Source organism: Streptomyces sp. NBC_00019 (assembly GCF_045041015.1).
Lineage (GTDB): Bacteria > Actinomycetota > Actinomycetes > Streptomycetales > Streptomycetaceae > Streptomyces.
This window is the reverse complement of the sequence record NZ_CP108302.1, coordinates 7,631,538-7,654,405: the sequence shown is the minus strand read 5'-3', so window position 1 is coordinate 7,654,405 and position 22,868 is coordinate 7,631,538. Positions and strand designations below refer to the sequence as shown.

At 66.6% G+C, this 22,868-nt stretch carries 12 protein-coding genes and 1 pseudogene; 4 read left to right on the top strand and 9 right to left on the bottom strand.

Annotated features, from left to right (window positions below):
- Nucleotides 1-24: 24 nt before the first annotated feature.
- Complete coding sequence (locus tag OHU89_RS36070) at nucleotides 25-6,822, bottom strand: RHS repeat-associated core domain-containing protein (RefSeq protein WP_405649148.1); 6,798 nt, start codon at nucleotides 6,820-6,822, stop codon at nucleotides 25-27.
- Nucleotides 6,823-7,325: 503 nt separating this feature from the next.
- Here OHU89_RS36070 and OHU89_RS36065 point away from each other — a divergent pair.
- Nucleotides 7,326-10,814, top strand: coding sequence for an FG-GAP-like repeat-containing protein (locus tag OHU89_RS36065; protein WP_405649147.1), 3,489 nt, complete (start codon nucleotides 7,326-7,328; stop codon nucleotides 10,812-10,814).
- A gap of 117 nt (nucleotides 10,815-10,931) precedes the next feature.
- Here the strand turns inward: OHU89_RS36065 and OHU89_RS36060 are convergent.
- Nucleotides 10,932-11,057, bottom strand: a pseudogene (locus OHU89_RS36060) (IS5/IS1182 family transposase); the annotation flags it as partial.
- Nucleotides 11,058-11,401: 344 nt separating this feature from the next.
- On the opposite strand from OHU89_RS36060, the gene OHU89_RS36055 reads away from it, so the two are divergent.
- Together OHU89_RS36055 and OHU89_RS36050 are read left to right on the top strand one after the other, a co-directional pair.
- Complete coding sequence (locus OHU89_RS36055) at nucleotides 11,402-12,940, top strand: MFS transporter (RefSeq protein ID WP_405654799.1); 1,539 nt, start codon at nucleotides 11,402-11,404, stop codon at nucleotides 12,938-12,940.
- A 129-nt stretch (nucleotides 12,941-13,069) separates the two neighbouring features.
- Nucleotides 13,070-14,542: an MFS transporter gene (locus OHU89_RS36050; RefSeq protein ID WP_405654797.1), complete on the top strand. Its 1,473-nt coding sequence runs from the start codon at nucleotides 13,070-13,072 to the stop codon at nucleotides 14,540-14,542.
- 342 nt (nucleotides 14,543-14,884) lie between these two features.
- Here the strand turns inward: OHU89_RS36050 and OHU89_RS36045 are convergent, their stop codons facing one another.
- The 3 genes from OHU89_RS36045 to OHU89_RS36035 form a co-directional block, all read right to left on the bottom strand.
- Nucleotides 14,885-15,790 (bottom strand): ADP-ribosylglycohydrolase family protein, encoded by a 906-nt coding sequence (locus OHU89_RS36045; protein ID WP_405649146.1) that lies wholly within the window; start codon nucleotides 15,788-15,790, stop codon nucleotides 14,885-14,887.
- A gap of 12 nt (nucleotides 15,791-15,802) precedes the next feature.
- Nucleotides 15,803-16,462 (bottom strand): histidine phosphatase family protein, encoded by a 660-nt coding sequence (locus OHU89_RS36040; RefSeq protein ID WP_405649145.1) that lies wholly within the window; start codon nucleotides 16,460-16,462, stop codon nucleotides 15,803-15,805.
- Between the two features lie 118 nt (nucleotides 16,463-16,580).
- On the bottom strand, nucleotides 16,581-17,186 hold the full coding sequence (locus tag OHU89_RS36035; RefSeq protein WP_405649144.1) for a YdbC family protein: 606 nt from the start codon (nucleotides 17,184-17,186) through the stop codon (nucleotides 16,581-16,583).
- 146 nt (nucleotides 17,187-17,332) lie between these two features.
- On the opposite strand from OHU89_RS36035, the gene OHU89_RS36030 reads away from it, so the two are divergent.
- A complete protein-coding gene (locus OHU89_RS36030) occupies nucleotides 17,333-17,866 on the top strand; it encodes a TerD family protein (protein ID WP_405649143.1) in 534 nt (177 codons plus the stop codon).
- On the opposite strand, the gene OHU89_RS36025 is transcribed toward OHU89_RS36030, so the two are convergent.
- The 4 genes from OHU89_RS36025 to nrdR form a co-directional block, all read right to left on the bottom strand.
- A complete protein-coding gene (locus OHU89_RS36025) occupies nucleotides 17,867-18,391 on the bottom strand; it encodes a hypothetical protein (protein ID WP_405649142.1) in 525 nt (174 codons plus the stop codon).
- A complete protein-coding gene (locus OHU89_RS36020) occupies nucleotides 18,349-18,585 on the bottom strand; it encodes a hypothetical protein (protein WP_405649141.1) in 237 nt (78 codons plus the stop codon). Before OHU89_RS36020 ends, OHU89_RS36025 begins: the two co-directional genes overlap by 43 nt.
- A 150-nt stretch (nucleotides 18,586-18,735) precedes the next feature.
- Nucleotides 18,736-21,630 carry a vitamin B12-dependent ribonucleotide reductase gene (locus OHU89_RS36015; protein WP_405649140.1) on the bottom strand — a complete coding sequence of 965 codons (2,895 nt, stop codon included), beginning with the start codon at nucleotides 21,628-21,630 and terminating at the stop codon, nucleotides 18,736-18,738.
- Nucleotides 21,631-21,793: 163 nt separating this feature from the next.
- Nucleotides 21,794-22,354 (bottom strand): transcriptional regulator NrdR, encoded by a 561-nt coding sequence (gene nrdR / locus OHU89_RS36010; protein ID WP_405649139.1) that lies wholly within the window; start codon nucleotides 22,352-22,354, stop codon nucleotides 21,794-21,796.
- Between the last annotated feature and the right edge of the window lie 514 nt (nucleotides 22,355-22,868).

The window sequence follows — 22,868 nt, the reverse complement described above, 5'->3', positions numbered from 1 at the left end:
CAGCCGGGCATCGGTCGCTCCTCCTCAGCACATCCCCCCCACCAGACATGCGGGCCCCTTGGACAGGACGTCCGCCGCCCAAAATGCCACGCTGGTGAGCGTCACTCCACCGCCGACCACGGCGGCTTCACCCGAGTGGCTAGTGGCGGGCGAGCCCCCGCTCCAGGTCCCTGTCGCCGATGGAGTGGGCTCGGCTGTTGGGGTGCGCGTCGGCCGCTGAGTTGGAAGGTCGGTCGAACCGGGGCTCGGCTGGGGAGTCGGCTCCTCGTCATCGTTGTTGTCCAGACCGTAGAACCGCATTCCCGGGTAAGCCTTGAGGGACCAGACTGCACCCCGATAGGTGGTCCAGGTGAATGGCTTCCTGGCGATGTATGGCCCCGTTTGAACTGAACGGCTGTCCCCTTGGCTTCGAAGGTGGGTTCGCAGCTTGTTCACATAGTTGTCGAGCTGTAGCGGCCCATCCACGTAGGCATACGTATCGTCTTTATCCTTCCCAGGCCTAGGCTTTACCTCCCAAATATATACCGTGTCCTTTGTCCATAGAATTACGTCGGCCTCCCCGTCCTTCTCCCCTTCTAGATTTCTATGTCCCTTCGGGATGCCGTTGATTTCCTTTTTACCCGTCCCGACTCCCACCGTGACGTACCCATCGATGTTGTGCTGGCTCGCCCACTCCGCAGCTGCCTCACCGGTCTTGCAGACCGCCACGTCGTGCGGGTTCTTCATCGCACCCATGGCCGCACCGGTGCAGGCTGTACCCACATTCGACTGCCCGTTGTTGCGGACAACTGTCGTGCCCTGCTTGTCCTTGCCCTGGCCCTTGCTGCCACCCGAGCCACCGCTGGGCGGCTCGTACGGTGTATCAGCTGTGTTCTGCCCATGCCCCTCGCAGGCCTCCTTGGGGCACAACCCGGTGGGGTCACTCTTGGTGACAGGGTTGTTGTTCGCGTAGGAGTACCCGTTCGACTGCAGCGGATCCGCCATGTTGAACACAGGGTCAGCCGAGATGAAACGGCCAGTGTTCTGGTCGTATTCGCGGGCCCCCAGGTGCGTCAGGCCCGTGTTGGTGTCATCAATGCCGACGCCCAGATACGTGTGCTGGTTAGGCCAGTTGGACGGCTTGGTGCCGCGGGTCTCGCCGTAGGGCTTGAAGGCGCGGCGGGTGGCTATCTGATCCTTGCCCAGGTCGACGGCGATCGTGGCAGTGCCAAGCCGGTCGGTGAGCGTGCAGCTGAGTTTGTGGCTGGTGGCGGAACCGTTGGTGGTGCGGATGACGGTCGGTGCGCCGGCCTGTGCGTAGGCGCGGGTGGCGTTGACGGGTGTGCCGGAGCCATCGGTCATGACTTCGGTTTCGCCCAGGTACAGAGTGGTGCCGGCGGAGGAACTCTGAAGGATGCGGTTGCCATCGGCGTCGTACACGTACTGGGTGGTGTTGCCTTCGGCGGTCGCTGTGTCGAGCTTCTCCTCGGCTGTCCATGTCAGGGACTGGTCCTGGGTGGTGCCGGGGCGGACCGTGGTGTTACCGGCCGCGTCGTAGACGTACGACTGGGTGCCGGTAGTGGTTGCGCCCTTGGTATTGGTGACGCTGGTGAGAGTGTGCGGCTGGGTCAGAACGGGCTGGCTCGTGCCGTTGCCGGTGTCGAGCTTGCCGTGACCGTACGTGCGAGTGATGTCCTGGCTGGTGTCCAGGCCACTCGCCGTGGCGTGCTGGGTCTGAGTGGCCCGGTTGCCGATGGCGTCGAAGGTGTACGAGTCCCAGTACGTCGTGCCGGTGCCCGTAGCGACGGTGCTGGTGTCGGGTGCGGCGTTCGTCAGCGATGTCTTCAGAGCGTCATCGGGCGCCGTGGCGTCGGTCTGGGCGTCCGGGGCGTTGGCGATAGGGCCGGCGGAGCGCAGTCCGTCGCCGCGGTAACCCCAGGTTGTCCCATTGGCGGACTTGCAGCCGGTGCCGCCCGTGCCGGGTGTGATGTTCGAGGTCCAGGCGTGGACCAGCTCACCCATCGCGTCGTATGTGAAGCACTGGGTGTCCCAGACCGTCGACGTCGTGGTGGCGGCGCCGGTGGACTGGGAGGTGATATTGCCGACTGTGTCGTACGAGTAGCGGGTGTCGGCCAGGCGGTGAGGGCCCGCGGTCTCCCGGTCGCTGACGGTGCGCTGGAGACGGCCTGTGCGGTCGTCGATGAAGTTGGTGGTCCAGACCCTGTAGGGCTGCGGGCCGGTGACGGTCCGCAGGACCTCGCCGTAGGGCGAATAGCTGGCATCCGCGGTGTACCAGGACAGGCCTGATGTCGATTCGGCCAGGCCGTCGCTGTCGTAGCGGGTGATCACTTCTTCCTGTGCGAGGCCGCCCGGGGTGGCGGGCAGGGTGGTGCTGCGCGGCTTGCCGGTGGGGGTATAGGTGTAGCCGAATTTGTATGTGCCGGAGACACCCTTCGTGAGCGGGGATGTGTTGGGGATGGTGATTTCGCGGCTCGTGACGCGGTAGCCGGTGTCGTAGCCGGTGATGCGGCTGACGTAATCGCCGCTGGCGTCATGGCGGATGGCCGCAGCCAGCATGCCGTCGGCACCGGGCAGGGTGTCGTATTCCCATTCACGGGTCGGCGCCGCGCTTGCACTGCCCTCACGCGTGGCTATGACTCGCCCGATGTCGTCGTAGTCCGTATGGACGGTGTACTCGGTCTTCTCACGTCCTTCGACGACCTTCGTCCGACGGTCGAGGTCGTCGTAGCCGAAGGAAGAGTGCCCGGTGTCGGGGTCAAAGGAGTCAGTGAGCCGACCGCGGGCGTCGTAAAGGTAGCTCCAGACACTGCCGGCCTCGTCGGTGACCTTCTTCTGCTTGCCACGGGCGTCGTACTCGTAGGTGGTGTCCCGCCACTGGCTGAGGTCGGACTTGGTGTAGTGCTGGATACGGCTGACTCGGCCGAGCGGGTCCGTCCAGGTCTTGGTCGCCGGAGCAGCCCCGCCAACGGGCTTTGCGATGGTGTAGTCGTCGCCGTAAGTGGTGGTGCTGGAGTAGACGGCACTGCCGCTCTGGACGGTGGTGGCCTTGACCGAGCGTTCCAGGCCGTCATAGGTCGTAGCGCTGCCGCTCGGGACGAGTGTGTCGCTCTTCGGTTTGAACTGCGCGGCCTGCGGTTCACCTGGGGCGAGGTAGGGGTTGTTGGTCTGCGACATCAGGCCGTGGTCGTTGTAGCGCGTGTCCGTGATGACACGGCCGGGTCCGTGTGCGGGGGCCTGGGTCTGGATGGGTCGCAGCATGCCGTCGTAGAGGGTGATCTGCTTGTCGTAGCCCCCGTCGTCGCGCAGGGATTGGACGGTGACCGCGGTGGGCTTGCTACCGGAAGTGACCTGGTAGGAGATCTGCACATCCGGGTTCTGGGTTCCAGAGGAGTGGGACGGCGTCCATCCCTTGATCAGGCGGCCGAAGGCGTCGAACTCACTGCGGGTGACACGGCCGTTGGTGTCGGTGCGGGTCAGAACCAGGCCTCGACCCGGGTCGAGGGTGGTCTTGACGTAGTGGCCCAAGGCGTCCGTGACCTTCATCTCGGTGACCGGCCCGCCCGCGTCCCCGGGGGTGTATTCGGTCCGAGAAACCGGGACGTCCTTGGCGTTGGTGACGATGCGGATGCGGCCGAGTGGGTCGTAGGTGTTGTGAGTGCTGCGGATCCATCCGGTGCCGTCGGCGGTGTTGGACTGCTCGGTGGTGACCAGGCCGACCGTCGGCGCCTCGCCCCAGGCCTTGTTGTCGTAGGTGTTCCGCACCGCGGAGATCAGCTGGTCCGCGGTGGCGGATCCCGCGCTGGCACACGAGGTGGCGGTGGTGCGGACCTGCTTGGCCAAGCCGATGATGTTGGCGTCGTCATTGTTCGCGTAGTCGGTCTTGGCACAGGTGTAGTTGCTGCGTTTCTCCGCTCCGGTGCTGTCCGGCTGAACAACTGACGTCTCGACAGCGAGAGGCAGACCGTGGTCGGTGTCCATGCTGACGGTCTCGGTGCGCACAGAGCGCCAACTGGAGCCGACGGTCTGGATCGCGTCGCTGCGCCTGGCCCACACCCTTCGGGCGAGAATCGGGTCGAGTCCGCCGTCGCGTGCGCGCGAGGCGGTCTGCTTGGACTCCGGGAAGGTGAGGGTGCGCTTGACGAGCTTGGCGCCGCTGGCGCTGCTGTCGTAGACGAGCGCCTCGGCAGCCAGGCCCGCGAACTCCGGTCTGTCCTCGCCGAGTTCGATCGCGTCTTTGGAGTCCTTCAGAGTGCCGCCTGCGCCACGGAAGTAGCGGGTGACGGATTTTGACTGCGTCTGCGGCACGTCCGGGCCGGAGGCGGGGTTGCCTGTGAGCGTGGTGACCTTCTGGTAGCCACGCCACACGTTGTACGTGCGCAGGTCGGGCTTGCTGAACTCGTCGTCGTCCTTGCCCCAGGCGCCGTTGTCGTAGCTGTACGACGTGATGATGTCCTGGCCGTTTGAGGAGACCTTGTCGTGTCGGCTCACGGTGGTCACCACGTACTTGTTGAACCAGGCGATGGCGGGCTTCTTCTCGTCTCCGTCCGGAGACCAACGGACGGGGAAGCAGGTGCCGTGGTTGTTCTCGGGCGCGACCGATGGTTCGGTCTTGCAGCCACCGGCGTAGGTCACCTCGATGTCTTCGCCTGCCTCGGTGGTCACGGTGCCGATGCGTGGCCGGTTGAAGCCGGGGCGCGGGTCGCCGCTGTAGCGGGGGACGAGGTTGGGCAGATGCTTGTCCGCCAGGTAGTCACCGAGCGGGTCGGCCGCGTCGACCGTGTACGCGGAGAAGGTCACTGGGGGCATCTTGGAGCCCTTGGTGTCGCCCGGGCGGTACGCGTAGCGCGTGATCGAGTTCAGCCACAGGCTGGGGGACGTGTGGTACCAGTCGCGTGGGAAGGACTGGTCGAGGTCGTATCTGTCGACGGTGGCCAGGCCGCTGACTCCGGGGCGCGCCGCTTCGGTGCTGACGGCGTCGAGGCGCATGCGGGTCCAGAACGAGGGAAAGGCCGGGCACAGCTTCGAGTCGGATTTGCAGTTGAGGTTGCCCGGACTGTCCCACCAGGGGCGGTAGGCGGCGGGGTCCTTGGTCTTGTCGAAGTTGGCGGGGTCGCAGGCAGTGTCGCTGGCCAGGCACCGTTCCTTGGCATCGAAGACGACCCGTGCGGCGGGCTTGGTCAGGTCGTTCGGGCGCAGCCCGTACTCGATGCTGGTCGGGTAGCCTCCGCGTACGTACTTCACCGGCGACTTGAACTTCTTGTTCGCGGCGTAGTAGTTCGTCTCCGTCTGCCAGTTGACGATCATGGTGTTGCCGTTGGTGTCGACGACCTTGTCCAGGCCCCACTGCCAGGCTTGCGTGCAGCGGGAGTCCGCGAACGCATCCTTGCGGCAGGGTTCGTCAGGGTGGTTGCCGAACACGGGGGCGGTAAAGACAGACTGGGTGTCGGCGTGGGAGCCGCCCACCTTGTTCAGACCGAAGAAGTATTTGGTGCCGTCGGTGGTGGTGACGACCCAGTACTCGCCGTTCTCGTCCCCGTTGTCACCGCCGGTCTTCCGTTCGATGCGCGTCCCGTCATCGCTCTGCGAGCGGTAGGTGTCGGTAGTGCCGACCCGCACGAGTTCGGTGGTGCGGCCGTTGAGGGTCATCACCGCGTTGTACGACACCCAGCACAGGTCCGGCGTCTTGTCCTTCTTGGCTGTGTTGTTCGGAGACTTTCCGTCGACGTCCTTGCGGTCGTCCTGGCACGAGCGGTAGCGGCGCTCGATGTGGCCGGGGTCGTAGCCCCATCCCTCTCCGACCCAAGAGGCCTGCGGCGAGGAAACAGCGGTCTTGCCGTCCACCGACTGCGAGTTGTACGTGAACGACACCTGCGGGGTCGGACCAGCCGGCGCGGGCGGCACCTGCAGTGGATACGAATAGGTGAACGCGCCCGACGAACCGCCCGCCTCCCACTTGCCGGATGCGGCGAGCGCGGTCGCCTTGAAGGTGCCACTCGGGCCAGCACCCGAATCGATCACCGCCACCGCGGTCTTGTCGCCGGTCGCCGCGACAGGCTGCGCATACGAGGCCTGAACGACACCCGATGACCCATTGATGCCCGTGTTGTTCGCCGAAGCCTGACTGACAGTGCCGTCGGCCGCGGTGTCCACCGTCGCCGAAACAGTCTTCGCCGCCGCGTCGTTGTCGGTTTCCAGTTCCTCGTACGCATCGCACCCCTCGACGTCTGGGGTGGTCAGGTAGCATTCAGGGAACTGCACGAACTTCAGCCGGGACGCCCAGTCGGCGCCGTAGAGGTTCTCAAACTTCGAGTAGTCCAGCTGCACACCAACGGGCACAGAGCCGGTCGCCGGAGCGGTCACCGTCATCAGCGCGCCGTCGAGCCCGTTCGCCAGGGCATCGGACCGGTCGAACAGCTTCACCTGCCAGGTGCCCGTGGGGGCCGGCTGATCTGCGGCCTGGGCGAGTTTGACCGGCAGCGATCCCGCCTGCGTCCCGGCAGCTGCAGACAACCCCTCGGTCACCGATGCAGGCGACGTCGTCGTGGAAGCCGATGTGGCCGAGGCTGTCGTTGCCGGAGCGGCGAAGGCCACCGAGCCGGTGCCACCGGGGGGCACCACGACCGTCTCGTCGGGTGGTGCTTCGGATCTCACTGGTGCCCGAAAGACCAGCCCGGTGCGGGAGACAGTCTGGGCGGAGCCGGACGTCAGCGCGTCCTGCTGCAGATCTTCCAGCTCGACCCCGCTGCGGTCGGGATCCGGCGGGACGGCCCAGGCTTGCGTCGGCAGCAGCGTCACCAACAGGGCTGCACCCAGAGCTGACACGACCATGCCACGCCACGGCGTCCGCCGGTTCATCGCAAGTCCCCCCACATTTTGATCAGGTCGCGCCGATTCTGTGGGAGGCATGTGAACGATGAAAAGATCAACATTGTTCAAGTGATGATCATCACATACGCAATCGAGTGAAAAGTATGTCGCCGATTCCCATTCTCTGACGGAACGTCACAACCACTCTCCATGCGGGGCGTTCACGGACTGATGTCATGTCACCATGTATTTCAGCTGCACCAGCCACATCTCCGTCACCGTTATGCGTAGTTACGGGGCCAATGCACGGAAAACTAGCTCCGGAAGGGTCGTGCCAAGGCTGTCGCCTCTGGTTGAGGTCACGTGAAGGCAGGAAGAACGCCGCTCGTCTGCCGGGATCCGCCCGAACAGCCAGGTGATGACGTAACCCGGTTCCTGAGCCATGATCTGCTCCCGATATCCGCGTGCCGAGCCGTGCCGAGAGGGTGCTGGCCCGGGCGGAGGGGGGATTCCTGCACATGTCCATCACATGGCGCCGCCGACCACAGCGCCGGGCGATCGCCGTCACAGCTGCGGCCGCATGTCTCGTGGGCGGTCTCACGTATGCGGGCCTCGGCAGTTCCGACCGAGATCACCCTCCGGCGCCCCGCCGGGAGCACACCACCAAGCAGCCAGCCCTCAACGAGGCTGATGCCGTCACTAGCGCCGCGAGGACCGGAAAGCGGGCCGAAGCCACCGCACTGCGCACTGCCTACGCGACGACCTGGGCCGAGCCCGACGGCTCCCTTCACCGCCGTATCCACACCAGCCCGATCCGGGCCAAGGTGGACGGCACGTGGAAGCCCATCGACACCACGCTCGCCCGAAGCAAGGACGGCTGGTCACCGAAGGCGACCAACACCCAGATGGTTTTCTCTCCGGGTACTCATGGCACCAGCTCCGGGCGAACCTCTCGTGCACAGATGTCCCGTGTTCAGCTGACGACAACCGCAGACGACGCGACGGCAGGCAGTCCTCTCGTCACGCTCTCGACGAGCGGTCACGACATGGTCCTGACCTGGCCCGGCGCAATCCCTGAGCCAATTATCGACGGTTCTCGAGCCCTCTACCCGGAGATCATTCCCGGTGTGGACCTCGTCCTCGTGGCGGACGACGGCGGCTTCGCCCAACTCCTGGTGGTGAAGAACCGCGCGGCGGCTGATGATCCGCGCCTGGCCCAACTCACGTACGGGCTCTCCTCGCCCGACCTGTCCTTTGCCCTGGATCCCCAGAGCCGCATCCTTCACGCGCGTGACGAGGTCGGAAAGGACGTCGCGATCTCCCCCACACCGCTGATGTGGGACTCCGCAGGGCACTCGGCGGCCACCGACGGCACCGCCGACAGCGGACCGACGCCGAGCGAGAGCAACAGCCACGCAACGGATGGCGAATCCGCATCGGAGGAGGCTCCGGAGGAGGAGACAGCAGCTTCTCCGTCGGCCACGGCAGCGGAAACCCTGGCTCCGGCAGACGGCGAGCGCTCGGACCCCTACCCCGAAACGCGGCCCTCCGCGACCGATGAGGCGCCGGATCCTTCCCTCACCGACAGCCCGAACACCGGCACGCCGGCCCCGCTCACCGAGCCGACACCAACGCCGACCCATACCGGCGCGGCCGTGACTCTCGACCTGCCCGGCCTCGACGGTCCCCAGCCGGATTCCCACGGAACCCTCGTCGGTGCCTCCTTGGACGGCAACACCTGGACTCTGACGCCGAGCCAGAAGATGCTCACCGACGATGCCACCGTGTACCCGGTCTTCGTGGATCCCTCCGCCGAGAAGCACACCGACGACTGGACCACCGCCTACAGCCTGTGGCCGAAGGCGAAGTTCTACAACGGCAAGGGATTCAATTCCGGCACGCACGAGGCTCGAGTGGGCTTCGAGTCCGATACCTGGGGTACCTCCCGGTCCTTCTTCACCATCGACTGGGACCCCAAGTTCAAGGGCGCCAAGGTCTACAGCGCCACGCTGCACGCACGCGAGACCTACTCGTGGTCCTGCGACGGACGGGTCGTCGAGGTGTACAGGACTGGCGCCATCGACGGCGACACCTCATGGTCCAACCAACCGAAGTGGTACGAGAAACTCGACTCCAAGGACGTCGCGCACGGCTACCGCTCGTCGCGGTGCCCCGACGAATACGTGAGTTTCGACGTCAAGGACGCCGCCGTCCAGGCCGTCAACGGCGGCTGGGAGACCCTCACTCTGGGCCTGCGCGCGAACAACGAGAACGACCAGTTCGCCTGGAAGAAGTTCCAGGCCGACGGCGGTAACGACCCCTACGTCGATCTCGAATACAACCGGCCGCCCAAGGAACCCACCAACCTCGACATGGAACCCGACGGCCTGTACTGCGACATCACCGCGGACAAGGACGGAAAGTACGTCAACGTCGGCAAGACCGCCATCACGCTGTACGCCAGCGCCACCGATCCCGACGGAAACCTTTCAAAAATCCACTTCGACGTGTGGCCCACCGGCGACAGCGACCACCCCATCCTCAACACGGACGTCTCCGTCGGCGACAACGGCGGCAGCAAAGCACGCGTCCACACCGACGAGATCCCTGCCTCGAAGTTCGTCACCGGCAAGACCTACTCCTGGCAGGCCCGCGCCATCGACAAGAGGACCGGCACCTCAACCAACGCCCCCAAGGGCGATACACCGTGCCGCTTCACCTTCGACGGCACGCCGCCGCCATCGCCCAAGGTCACCTCGGCAGACTTCCCGGACGCCGACGCCAACCACGACGGCGACACCGACGACAACGGCGACAGCCAGTGGAGCGCCAAGAAGTTCGGCACGGCCGGCAGCTTCAGTTTCAAGAGTTCCAGCGACGCCGTCCGATTCGAGTACGGCTTCAACGGCTCCTACGACCAGCCTCCGGTCACCCGCAAGGTCACCGACTCCACCACCGTGACCGTCAGCGGTATCAAGCCACCGGAGGCCGGCCCCAACCTGCTGTACGTCCGCGCCGTGGACACAGCCGGAAATGCGTCCCAGCCCACCAAATACTTCTTCTACGTCACCCCCCGGGACACCGCCGACGCGGCAGGAGACGTCACCGGCGACAAGCTGCCCGACGTATTCGTCATCGACGGCAACAGCGACCTGCGGCTCTACCCGTCCGAAGCCAACGCGGATCTCACCAAGGGAACCGGCGACCTGCACATATCGATGTCCGGCGCCTACCGCAACAACCCAGATCGGGACCCCAACAACTCGGACGAGCCCAAGTACTCTCCCCTGACGATGGGATACTGGGAAGACGCCCTGATCACCCATCTCGGTGACAGCTACCACGGCGACGGCGTCCAGGACCTCATCGCCCGCCTGGGCGGCAAGCTCTGGCTCTATCCAGGCGACGGCTACGGCGCAGTCAACGTCGACCGACGCCAGGAAATGTACCTGCCGGCCGGAGCCCCTGATCCGGCCACCTACAGCCAGATCATTGCCACTGGTGACATCACCGCCGACGGAAACCCCGACCTGTTCGTCGTCACCACCGACGGCCAGCTCTGGGTACTCTCGGGCTACGAAGGCGGCTCCTACAAAGCGGCCACCAAGCTCGCATCCTCGGCATGGTCCGAGCGCGACCTGGTGAGCATCCAGGACATCAGCGGAGACGGCGTCGCCGACCTGCTCTATCGCACCGACGCCAGCGGCCGCCTCCTGCTCCGTACCGGCAAGCCGGCTCAGGGCGGCGGAGTCGACCTCAACTCCCTGGCCTCCGCCGCCGCCTCCGCCACCGGCTTGGACAGCGAGTACGCGGCCACAGGGTGGTACCGCTCGGATGTGCGATTGATGCGCGGCACCCCCGACGTCAACGGAGACAAGATCCCCGACATCTGGGCCCTCATGTCCGACGGCTCCGTCCGCTTCTACCCAGGCGGAAAGACCTCCACCGGTACGCCCACCACCGCCATCAGCACAGGAGGCTGGACCTACAAGCAAGCGCTTGGCTGACCTGCCCCAGAGAGCAATAGCCATCAGGCTGCATGCGGATGCGCTGCCCCCGCAAGGGACAGCGCATCCGCATGCCTGACTGAGCGTTTGATCCGGTGATCCGTGTTTACTCCCAGGTCAGGTTCCGCGCCAGTTCAGGGTGGCTTCGCCGGTGAGTCTGCGGGCCATGAGGTCGATCACCGCAAGGTGGATCATCGCTTCCGAGCGGTGCGGGTGGCGTTCGTAGTCGCGGGCGAGGCGTCGGGACTCGAACTTGCGCAGTACCCCCTCGGCGCTGGCTGACGAGACAAGTCACGCCCGCCAGCCGCTCCCCCATTTCACAACTGTTGCACGATCACGCGGGGACCCTCTGCGACAGCGTGGCGGCCACGCCCGCCTTCTCCGGGATCACCTCCCCGCCACCACGCCTGTTCGATCCGACAGCACGCCGCCGGGCCTGTCGACCTTCTCAGCGCAGGGCGCCGCTTCAAGGCCAACCGCCTTAGAGAACGCTTGTGTTCACTAGGGCCGACTCGCTATCGTCCCGACTAGTGAACGCATACGTTCACTACTTCGTCTCTGGGGGAGATGCCGTGACGCACGATCAGATACAGACGCAATCACCCGCGCCATCGGGTCCGGCCTCACGCTCGTCACACCCCGGCATCGCGCTTACGGTCATCGCTGCGTGCCAACTGATGGTGGTGCTCGATGCCACGATCGTCAACATCGCTCTGCCCCACATACAGACCGCGCTGAACCTCTCCACTACCAACCTGACATGGGTGGTCAGCGCCTACACACTCACCTTCGGCGGCCTGCTGCTGCTCGGCGGGCGAGCCGGAGACATCCTCGGGCGCCGCAGGGTCTTCATCGCCGGCATCCTGCTGTTTACCTTTGCCTCGTTGCTCGGCGGATTCGCCCAGGAACCCTGGCAGTTGATTGCCGCACGAGTCCTGCAGGGAATGGGCGGCGCGATCGCATCACCCACCTCGCTCGCGCTCATTACCACCACCTTCCCCGAAGGCCCCGAACGCAACCGGGCATTCGGCATCTTCGCGGCCGTCTCAGCGGGCGGCGGCGCCATCGGACTCCTGGCCGGCGGACTGCTCACCGACTGGCTCGACTGGCGCTGGGTGCTCTTCGTCAACGTGCCCATCGGCATCCTCATCGCGGCACTCGCACCGCGCTACATCAACGAGTCCGAGCGCCGCCCCGGCCGCTTCGACTTCACCGGCGCACTTACGTCGACGCTCGGCATGGTCGCACTGGTCTACGGGTTCATCAGGGCAGCATCCGACGGCTGGCGGGACTCGCTGACGCTCGGCGCGTTCGGCGCGGCCGTGATCCTGCTCGCCGCCTTCATCCTCGTCGAAAGCCGTGCCAAGGAGCCGATCACCCCCCTGCGGATGTTCGCCGACCGCAACCGCTGGGGCACGTACGTGATCATGATCAGCCTCGCGGCTGCCATGTTCGGCATGTTCTTCTACATCGTGCTCTTCGTGCAGAACGTGTTGGGCTACTCCCCCATCCGCGCCGGCCTGGCCTTCCTGCCCGTCACCGTAGTCATCGCGATGGGCGCGGGGATATCGCAGCGGCTGCTTCCGGTACTCGGCCCCAAGCCGTTCCTGACGGTCGGCACCACCCTCGTCACCATCGGCCTGGCCTGGCAGTCTTTGGTCGACTCCGGCAGCTCGTACGTCGGCGGGGTACTCGGCCCGATGCTGCTCTTCGGCTTCGGCATGGGACTCAACTTCGTCACCCTCACCGTGACCGCCGTATCCGGCGTCGCATCGCACGAAGCAGGCGCGGCCTCCGCCCTTCTCAACACGACACAGCAAGTGGGCGGTGCGCTCGGCCTGTCCATCCTCACCACCGTCTTCGGCTCGGCCAGCCGCGACGAGGCAACCAAGCAGGTCGCGTCGTTCATGGCCCAGGCCACGCCGGAGCAGAAGGCCGCGTTCGCCAAGACCCACCAGCTGCCCGCCCCGTGGAGCCACGAAGTCCTCGCTCACGGGATCTCCACGGCCTTCATCCCAGCCGCCGCCATGGCCATCCTCGCGCTCGGCGTCGCTGCAGTCGTCGTACGGGTCCGCAAGAGCGACTTGGAAGCCCTCAGCGGCGCGGGCAGCGCTCCGGCCGTATAGCCGTCACCCGCTCGTCCCCCGACCACGGCATCCGTAACCGATCACCCTGCCCGCCACGGGTGAATCGGCTTACGGAGGCCGTGCGGCGCGCCCCGGTCCGGCAGCTCCCACCATCACACCGCGGCCCCAATTCGGAACCTGATAACGCCCGTTGGAACGCCACCCGACGCGACGATTGTGAACATCGCCCTCCCGCACATTCAAGACGCTCTCAAGTTCAGCACCACCGACCTCACCTGGGTCGTCAGCGCGTACACACTCACCTTCGGCGGGCTGCTGCTCCTGGGCGGCCGGGCCGGTGACATCCTTGGCCGACGCCGGGTCTTCACGGCCGGCATCCTGCTGTTCACCTTCGCCTCGCTGCTCGGCGGACTCGCCCAGGAGCCCTGGCAGTTGCTGGCCGCACGCGTCCTGCAGGGTGTCGGTGGCGCGATCGCGTCGCCCACCTCGCTGGCCCTCATCACCACCACGTTCCCCGAAGGCCCGGAACGGAACAGGGCGTTCGGAGTGTTCGCCGCGGTCTCCGCGGGCGGCGGCGCGATCGGACTGCTCGCGGGCGGCATGCTCACCGAGTGGCTCGACTGGCGCTGGGTGCTCTTCGTCAACGTGCCGATCGGTGTCCTGATCGCCGTCCTCACGCCGCTGTACATCAACGAGTCCGAGCGGCACACCGGCCGCTTCGACATCGCCGGCGCACTGACGTCGACGGCGGGCATGGCGTCCCTCGTCTACGGCTTCATCCGCGCGGCGGACCAGGGCTGGCGGGACAGTCTGACCATCGGTTCGTTCGGCGCGGCGATCGTGCTGCTGGCCGCCTTCGTCTTCATCGAGACCCGGGCGAAGGAGCCGATCACACCGCTGAGGATGTTCGCCGACCGCAATCGCTCGGGCACGTACGTGATCATGCTGAGCCTGGCCGCGGCGATGTTCGGCATGTTCTTCTACATCGTGCTCTTCGTGCAGAACGTGCTGGGGTACACCCCGATCGAGGCAGGTCTCGCCTTCCTGCCGGTGACGGTCGTGATCGCCCTCGGCGCGGGCCTGTCCCAGCGGTTCCTGCCGGTGCTCGGACCCAAGCCGTTCATGATCGTCGGTTCGGCACTCACGATGATCGGACTGTTCTGGCAGTCGCTCATCAGCTCCGACAGCTCGTACGCCGGCGGAGTACTCGGTCCGATGCTGCTCTTCGGTTTCGGCATGGGCCTCAACTTCGTCACGTTGACGATCACCGCCGTCTCCGGGGTCGCCCCGCACGAGGCGGGCGCGGCATCCGGACTGCTCAACACCACGCAGCAGGTGGGCGGCTCGCTCGGCCTGTCCATCCTGACGACGGTGTTCGGCACGGCCAGCAAGAACGAGGCGGAGAAGCAGGTGCCGCAGTTCATGGCCGACGCTTCGCCCGAGCAGAAGGCGGAGTTCGCCAAGACCCACGAGTTGCCCGCCCCCTGGGGACACGAAGTGCTCACCCAGGGCATCTCGACGGGGTTCGTCGCCGCGGCCTCGATGGCCGTACTCGCCCTGGCCACCGCCTGGTTGGTCATCCGGGTCCGCAAGAGCGACCTGGAGGCGCTCGCGGGTACGGCCGGCCCCGGAGTCGGCTGACTCCACCGGGCCCGCACAGGGTCGTGGATGGCCGGACCTCGTCCAGTGAGCCGACGACGAGGACACTCCGGTCATCCGCACTCCGCGTACGGGACGCGACGAGACGCAGGCGGCGCGTCGCCGTACGGCCCACGCTCCGGTCACGACGGCCATCACGGCCAGCACGTCCGGCAGGACCGCGAACATCGACATGAACCGCGTGACCACCCCCTGCACCCCTCGTGGGTCACCTGCCTGTGCGCCCCCATGGCTCACACAGCGGATGCCACGACAACGAGCGCACGGTCACACAGAGTTCCCGACACGTACAGAGAGTTTCATGCAGGTGGATGCAGTGAGGCCTCAGACGGCGGTCGGCACCCACTCCGGCAGCGCCTCGGTGCGCTCCACCCACGCGGCAGGCGGTGTACCCGCCTTGCCCCCGGCGATCACCCCGCCCACGATGGCGCAGGTCGTGTCCACGTCGCCGCCCACCTGAGCGGTCGACCAGAACGCCTCCTCGTAGTCCCCAAGGGACCGGGCTGCCGACCAGAGGGCGAAAGGCACCGTGTCATGAGCCGTCGTGCGGCGCCCGCAGCCCAGCACGGCCGCGACCGTCCCCGCGTCGCCGTAGTCGAGCATGTCGCGGGCGCGTCGCAGGCCCGCTCCGACGGCGCTCTTCGGGACGAGCGCGATGACTCCGTCGAGGAGGGCCTCAGGGCTGGGCGGCCCTCCGGGGGCCGCGGCCAACGAGGCCGCCGCGGCGACGGCCATGGCGCCCACCACGGCCTCGCGGTGCTGATGCGTGGGGTAGGCGGAGATCTCCGCCTGGTGGACCGCCTGCTCCGGGTCGTCCGCGTACCAGGCTCCCAGGGGGGCGATCCGCATCGCCGCGCCGTTGCCCCAGGACCCCTGCCCGTTGAAGAGCGCGGCAGCGAGCTCACGCCAGTCGCCACCCTCCCGGACCAGTCGCAGCAGACGGTTGACGGCGGGGCCGTAGCCACGGTCGAAGTCGTGGTGGTGGGCGAAGGAGTGAGCCAGCGCGTCCTGGTCGATCCGATGGTGGGCGCCCAGGACGGCCACCACGGAGCAGGCCATCTCGGTGTCGTCCGTCCACTGCCAGGGATCGGACGGCAGGTCTCGGCGCTTCAGCAGCGGGTAGTTCACCGGCACGAAGAACTGTGAGCCCAGCGCGTCCCCGACCGCGAGTCCGCGCAGGCTGGACAGGGCGCGGTCCAGGCGCCCGTCGGGAGAGGAGTCAGCGGTCATCGCTCTGCCACTCTATCCGGTGATCCCGTAGGGCTCCGGGTCACGCCAACGTTCAAAAGGCCGGTCAATCGCGTACTTGCCGTCGTCCCCGAGAACGAGCATCCGCATCTCCGCGTTCCCCGGATTCGACAGGGACTCGAATTCCGCGACGGTCCAGTGGAACCAGCGCATGCAGAACAGGCGCATCGCGAGGCCGTGGGTCACCAGCAGGACGTTCGGCGGATGGTCGGGGGCCTCGAAGCTGCGGAACAGACTCTCCAGGAAGCCGCCGACCCGGTCGTACACGTCGGCCCCGGACTCTCCCTGGGCGAAGCGGTAGAAGAAGTGGCCGTAGGCGTCCCGGTAGGCCTTCTGCAGGCGTACGTCATCACCGTCCTGCCAGTTCCCCCAGTCCTGCTCACGCAGCCGCGGCTCCTCACGCACGCGTACGAGCTCGGGGTCGAGGTGGAAGGCGCGGAACGTCTCGTGGGTGCGGCGGTACGGGGAGACGTACACGCTGATCTGCTCGCGGCCGAACACCTCGCGCAACCGTTTGCCGGTCTCCTCGGCCTGCTGCCAGCCCCGCTCGGTCAGTGCCAGAGCGTGGTCTGGCTCGCGTTCGTACACGGTGTCATCAACATTGCCCGTTGACTCGCCGTGCCGGACAAGGACGATGCGCCGTGGTCGTGCCATGCCAAGACCCTAGATCGAGTGAGGCCCGATCGAGCACCCGTACGGCCTCCATACGGCGTAGGTCACACATTTCCTGCACCATGGGCCACACCAGGGCGCACGATTAACAGTCCGGTTTTCAAACCGTCCAGCTCGGCTCCAGCTCCACGATGTCGCCCGTCAAGGACGCCACGTCCGCCTCCGTCTGGGCGCGCAGCGCGAGGCGCTCGACTCGCTCCGTGCGGTACTTGCCGTGCTCGGCGGCCGACTGCCACATCGACAGCACCAGGAACTCGTGGCCCGGCGCCTCACCGAACAGACCGCGGATCATGCCGGGCGAGCCGGCCATCGCGGGATTCCAGACCTTCTCCTGCATCAGCGAGAAGTGCTCGGCACGCTCCCCGTGGACCCGGCAGTGGGCGACCCGTACCAGGTCGGTGTCCGTGAAGCGCGGTTCGAAGCCCGTCTTCACGTCGAATCGGTAGTCGAAGAGCTTGACCTGCGCGTCCTTGAACGTGCCCGACTGCGTGGACGCAAGCCGGTCGTGGGAACGGGCCATGAAGGAGTCGTAGAAGGAACGGCTCTCCCAGAAGGAGAAGATGTGCGCCACTCCGGGCCGCCCCCGGCTCCAGCCTCCGCCCTGTCCCCGAAACCCCGGCTCCCCCAGAAGCCCCGCCCATCTCCGCTGCCCGCGCTCGAAGCCGCGGCGGTCCACCACGGTGCAGCGAATCCACTTGACCAGCACCGCGCCATCGTAAGGCCACGCAGCGTGGCCCAGGTCACGCTCCGACAGAGATCTCTCCCGCGAGCGGTACGCGCGCGTGGCAGGATGGACAACCGGCCCCGACTGCCTGGCAGTTCGGACCGTGGACACGGGGAAGGGGAAACCTGGTGAACGCCCTCAACAAGGGGATCCGCAAGGTAGAGGTCTCGCTGAAGTGGGATCCGAGTCCGGTGGGGAGCGCTGCCACCGATCTGGACATCGTCGCCGCGACGTATCTGGAGGCGGATCCGTACGGCGATCCCGCCTATGTGGTGCACTTCGACAGCCGTTCCCCCGACGGCACCATCACCCTCAACCGAGACAGCAAGGACGGCAAGGGCTTCGGCTGGGACGAGGTCATGACCCTGGAGCTCAACCGGCTCGACAGCCGGTACGCGCGCGTGGTCGTCGGTGTCGTCATCCAACAGCGCTCCGAGGACCGGACGTTCGTCGGCGTGCTCAACCCGGCGCTGCGGATCCGCGAGGGATACACCGTGCTCACCGAGGACGACTTCGGCAGTGTCCTCGGGGCGACCGCGGCGACGTTCGCGGAATTCGTACGGGACGGGTCCGGAACGTGGGAGCTGCACCCCGGCATCCACGGCTTCGAGGACGACCCCTCGGGGTACACGCGGGCCATGGGGCAGGCACACCGGCCCTGATCAAGGGGTGCCGGTGCCCAGACCCCTGAGCTCCAGCTCCGCCGTGATGTTCGCGAGCCACGTCAACTGCCCGTCACCGGCAACGAGTCCGGTTCGGGCAGTCTCGCACCAGTCCTCGCGGTCGAGCAGCGCGAGATAGGCGCGACGCAACGCCGCCCACCGCTCGACGGGACCGACGGGGTCTCGCTGTGACTCCGAACCCAGGCTCCTGGCCAGCATCCCGGCGATGGCGGGTGTCGTACCCATGCCCGCGCAGTGACACATGACGTGGAGCAACCGCCCGGCGTGGTCCACCACGTCGGCGTCGGGTGCCTGCCGTGTCATGGCGTCGCGCAGACCCGCCACCACCGCGACCCTGCCCGCGAAGTAGCCGTTGAGATGGTCCCCGTCGGCTGCTGCGCGCAACAGCCAGGGCCGTACGGCCGGATGCTCGTCGGCAAGGTCACACAGAGGCTCCACCACGTGGACCCGGTCCCAGTCCGTCACGCGCTCCGCCAGCCAGAACGGCGTCTTCGGGCTCGCCAACGGCCGGTCGTACGAACCCGATCGCCCGCTCTCACCGCCGCAGCGGTGACCTGCTCATTGGGGCGGTTCGGTACGTAGATGTTGTCGAACCGGCCGACCAGATCCCCGGGATCGGTGTCCGGACGGGCAAAGTGCTCGTCGAGGATGCGGGCGACGTCGACGACCATCACGGCCCGGGAATAGCTCACCGTCACGGTGAAGTGGTGCGTGCGGCGTCCGTTGGTGCAGGCGGAGCGCGTGCTCGAACAAGGGGATGGCCACCTTGCTCACAGCCGGGCGGGGAGCCGGCATTTCGCCGACTCCCCGCCTCTGGCAGTCACTTCACGCCTGAACGGCGCTCACTTTCAGCTGCAACCGCTGGTCGAGCCGCAGCCCTCGCAGATGTAGCAGGAACCGGCCCGCTGCATCTTCGTACCGCAGGAGAAGCAGAGCGGAGCGTCGGCCTGAATGCCCAGCTGCATCTCCACCAGCTCGGCACTGGTGTGGGCCTGCTTCGGAGCGGGCTTGGCCGCCTCGACCTCGGCCTTGGGGGTGACGACGGCCTTCAGCTCTTGGGCGCGCGGAGCCGACTGGGCCAGCCCTTCGACGTCCATCTCGTCATCGGACGGCTCGTACGAACCGGTCTCCAGGTGGCGCTGACGCTCCTCGGCGGAGTGGATGCCGAGCGCGGAACGCGTCTCGAAGGGCAGGAAGTCGAGCGCCAGGCGGCGGAAGATGTAGTCGACGATCGACTGCGCCATCCGCACGTCCGGGTCGTCCGTCATACCGGCCGGCTCGAAGCGCATGTTCGTGAACTTGGAGACGTACGTCTCCAGCGGCACGCCGTACTGGAGGCCGACGGACACCGCGATGGAGAAGGCGTCCATCATGCCCGCGAGGGTGGAGCCCTGCTTGGACATCTTCAGGAAGACCTCGCCGAGACCGTCGTCCGGGTAGGAGTTGGCGGTCATGTAGCCCTCGGCGCCGCCGACCGTGAAGGACGTCGTGATGCCGGGACGACCCTTGGGGAGGCGCTTGCGGACGGGGCGGTACTCGACGACCTTCTCGACCGTCTCGCGGATGGTCGCCTCGGCCTTCGCCGTGACCTCGGTCTTCTCCTTCTCCTTGGTCTTGGCGGAGAGGGGCTGGCCGACCTTGCAGTTGTCGCGGTAGATGGCGAGCGCCTTGACGCCCATCTTCCAGGCCTCGAAGTAGACCTCTTCGACGTCCTCGACGGTCGCCGTCTCCGGCAGGTTGACCGTCTTGGAGAGCGCGCCGGAGATCCAGGGCTGGATCGCGGCCATCATCCGGACGTGGCCCATCGCGGAGATGGAGCGCTCGCCCATCGCGCAGTCGAAGACCTCGTAGTGCTCGGGCTTGAGGCTCGGAGCGTCGACGACATTGCCGTTCTCGGCGATGTGGGCGACGATCGCCTCGATCTGCTCCTCCTGGTAACCCAGGCGGCGCAGGGCCTGCGGGACGGTGCCGTTGACGATCTGCATCGAGCCGCCGCCGACCAGCTTCTTGAACTTGACCAGTGCGAGGTCGGGCTCGAGGCCGGTGGTGTCGCAGGACATCGCGAGACCGATGGTGCCGGTCGGGGCGATGACGGACGCCTGGGCGTTGCGGAAACCGTTCTTCTCACCGACACGCAGCACGTCCTGCCAGGACTCCGTGGCGGCGGCCCAGATCGGCGTGTCCAGGTCGTCCACGCGGACGGCCTTGGTGTTCTCGTCCGCGTGCTGCTTCATGACCCGCAGGTGCGGCTGCGCGTTGCGGGCGTAGCCGTCGTACGGGCCGACGACCGCGGCGAGTTCGGCGGAACGCTTGTACGACGTGCCGGTCATCAGGGAGGTGATGGCACCGGCGAGGGCGCGGCCGCCGTCCGAGTCGTACGCGTGGCCGGTCGCCATCAGCAGGGCGCCGAGGTTGGCGTAGCCGATGCCGAGCTGGCGGAACGCGCGCGTGTTCTCACCGATCTTCTGCGTCGGGAAGTCCGCGAAGCAGATGGAGATGTCCATCGCGGTGATGACGAGCTCGACGACCTTGGCGAAGCGCTCGACCTCGAAGGACTGGTGGCCCAAGCCGTCGTCCTTGAGGAACTTCATCAGGTTCAGCGAGGCGAGGTTGCAGGACGTGTTGTCCAGGTGCATGTACTCGCTGCAGGGGTTCGAGCCGTTGATACGGCCGGACTCCGGGCAGGTGTGCCAGTGGTTGATGGTGTCGTCGTACTGGATGCCCGGGTCAGCGCAGGCCCAGGCCGCCTCGGCCATCTTGCGGAACAGGGTCTTGGCGTCGACCTCTTCGATGACCTCGCCGGTCATACGGGACGTCAGGCCGAACTTGCCGCCCGTCTCGACGGCCTTCATGAACGTGTCGTTCACACGGACCGAGTTGTTGGCGTTCTGGTACTGGACCGACGTGATGTCGTCGCCGCCCAGGTCCATGTCGAAGCCCGCGTCACGCAGGGCGCGGATCTTCTCCTCTTCCTTCACCTTGGTCTCGATGAAGTCCTCGATGTCGGGGTGGTCGACGTCGAGGATGACCATCTTGGCGGCGCGACGGGTGGCACCACCGGACTTGATCGTTCCTGCGGAGGCGTCGGCACCGCGCATGAAGGAGACGGGACCCGAGGCGTTGCCGCCGGAGGACAGCAGTTCCTTGGAGGAGCGGATCCGGGAGAGGTTCAGGCCGGCACCGGAGCCGCCCTTGAAGATCATGCCCTCTTCCTTGTACCAGTCGAGGATCGACTCCATGGAGTCGTCGACGGCCAGGATGAAGCACGCGGAGACCTGCTGCGGCTGCGGGGTTCCGACGTTGAACCAGACGGGGCTGTTGAAGCTGAAGATCTGGTGCAGGAGGGCGTACGCCAGCTCGTGCTCGAAGATCTCGGCGTCGGCGGGCGAAGCGAAGTACTTGTAGTCCTCGCCGGCCTTCCGATACGTCTTCACGATGCGGTCGATCAGTTGCCTGAGGCCGGTCTCGCGCTGCGGGGTGCCGACGGCACCGCGGAAGTACTTGCTGGTGACGATGTTGACCGCGTTCACCGACCAGAAGTCGGGGAACTCGACGCCACGCTGCTCGAAGTTGACCGAGCCGTCGCGCCAGTTGGTCATGACGACGTCACGGCGCTCCCAGGCCACCTCGTCGTACGGGTGTACGCCGGGAGTGGTGTGGATGCGCTCGATACGCAGCCCCTTGGTCGCCTTGGTGCCCTTGGCGCGGGAACTCCGTGCCGGACCGCTCGCCGTCTCTGTCATGCCGCCTCCCTCTACGGGCTAAAACGCCCTGAAGTGCCCCGATGTTCCCGTGGCACGGTGTTCTGTCTGGTGTTGCGGGCACCTTCTCGCTGCCGCCCGCAACAGGTCTTGGTTCGCCGCCGTCCGGCCGACCCCGGTGTCTCCGACCGGGCCGGCCCGCCGATCAGTCGGCGGCGCCTGCGGGCTCGGGGACCTGAACGGCCTCTCCCGACCCGCGGTCGTCTCCCTGGCTCCCCGTGACAGCACCTTCGCGGTCTTCGTCGTCCGCAACGGGGCGTCCCGCCGATTGCCTGAGCTCCACGATGGCGGCCTCGAAGTCCTCGAGCGAGTCGAACGCCCGGTAGACGGAGGCGAATCGCAGATAGGCGACCAGGTCGAGCTCCTGCAACGGGCCGAGTATGGCCAGCCCCACGTCATGGGTGGTCAGCTCGGCGCTTCCTGTGGCCCGCACCGCCTCCTCGACCCGTTGGCCGAGTTGAGCGAGCGCGTCCTCGGTGACAGGTCGTCCCTGGCATGCCTTGCGCACGCCGTTGATGACCTTGGTACGACTGAAAGGCTCGGTGACCCCGGACCGCTTGACCACCATGAGCGAACACGTCTCCACGGTCGTGAAACGACGGGAGCAGTCCGGACACTGGCGGCGCCTGCGGATCGACGTGCCGTCATCGGTCGTACGACTGTCGACGACGCGGCTGTCGGGGTGCCTGCAGAAGGGGCAGTGCATGAAGTCCCAACCCTCCTCACAGCAGAATCAATAGCCTCGCTGGGCCTCTTGGGCCCCTCGAAGCAGCCCCAAGCATAGGCGATCGCCGAGGGTCCGAAGACCCGGGGGACCACAACTTCTGGGCTGCTGTAGCAATCCAAGCACTAGATGTAGGGATCGGCTCCATAAACACGCCGTACGCGCGTGTCCCGCCCGTATTGGCATGTGCCGCACGACCACGCCGCCACGCCGGGGACGCTCATGCACAGGCGTACCGCTGCGGCGCATGCGGAGATACCGTGGGCACCGCACGGAGGGGACGTGGGGCTCCCGCGCAGATGAGGACCGGGGCCCTGCCGCCGGAGCACCGGATGGCAGACTGGGGCAACAACCCATGAGGTCCCCACCTCGGCGGTGAAGAGTACAACAAAGGGCCCTTTTGTCCGCCGGACATCACGTTAGCCATACACCCAGACACATGATCGCGGCAGACAATCCGCGATTTTTCACTCGAACGTGTGTTTGGCGCAACCTT

What these genes read in the sequence shown, in the direction of transcription:
- OHU89_RS36015 (WP_405649140.1), bottom strand. Translation starts at nt 21,630, where the DNA reads ATGACAGAGACGGCGAGCGGTCCGGCACGGAGTTCCCGCGCCAAGGGC.
- OHU89_RS36045 (WP_405649146.1), bottom strand. Translation starts at nt 15,790, where the DNA reads ATGACCGCTGACTCCTCTCCCGACGGGCGCCTGGACCGCGCCCTGTCC.
- nrdR (WP_405649139.1), bottom strand. Translation starts at nt 22,354, where the DNA reads ATGCACTGCCCCTTCTGCAGGCACCCCGACAGCCGCGTCGTCGACAGT.
- OHU89_RS36040 (WP_405649145.1), bottom strand. Translation starts at nt 16,462, where the DNA reads ATGGCACGACCACGGCGCATCGTCCTTGTCCGGCACGGCGAGTCAACG.
- OHU89_RS36065 (WP_405649147.1), top strand. Translation starts at nt 7,326, where the DNA reads ATGTCCATCACATGGCGCCGCCGACCACAGCGCCGGGCGATCGCCGTC.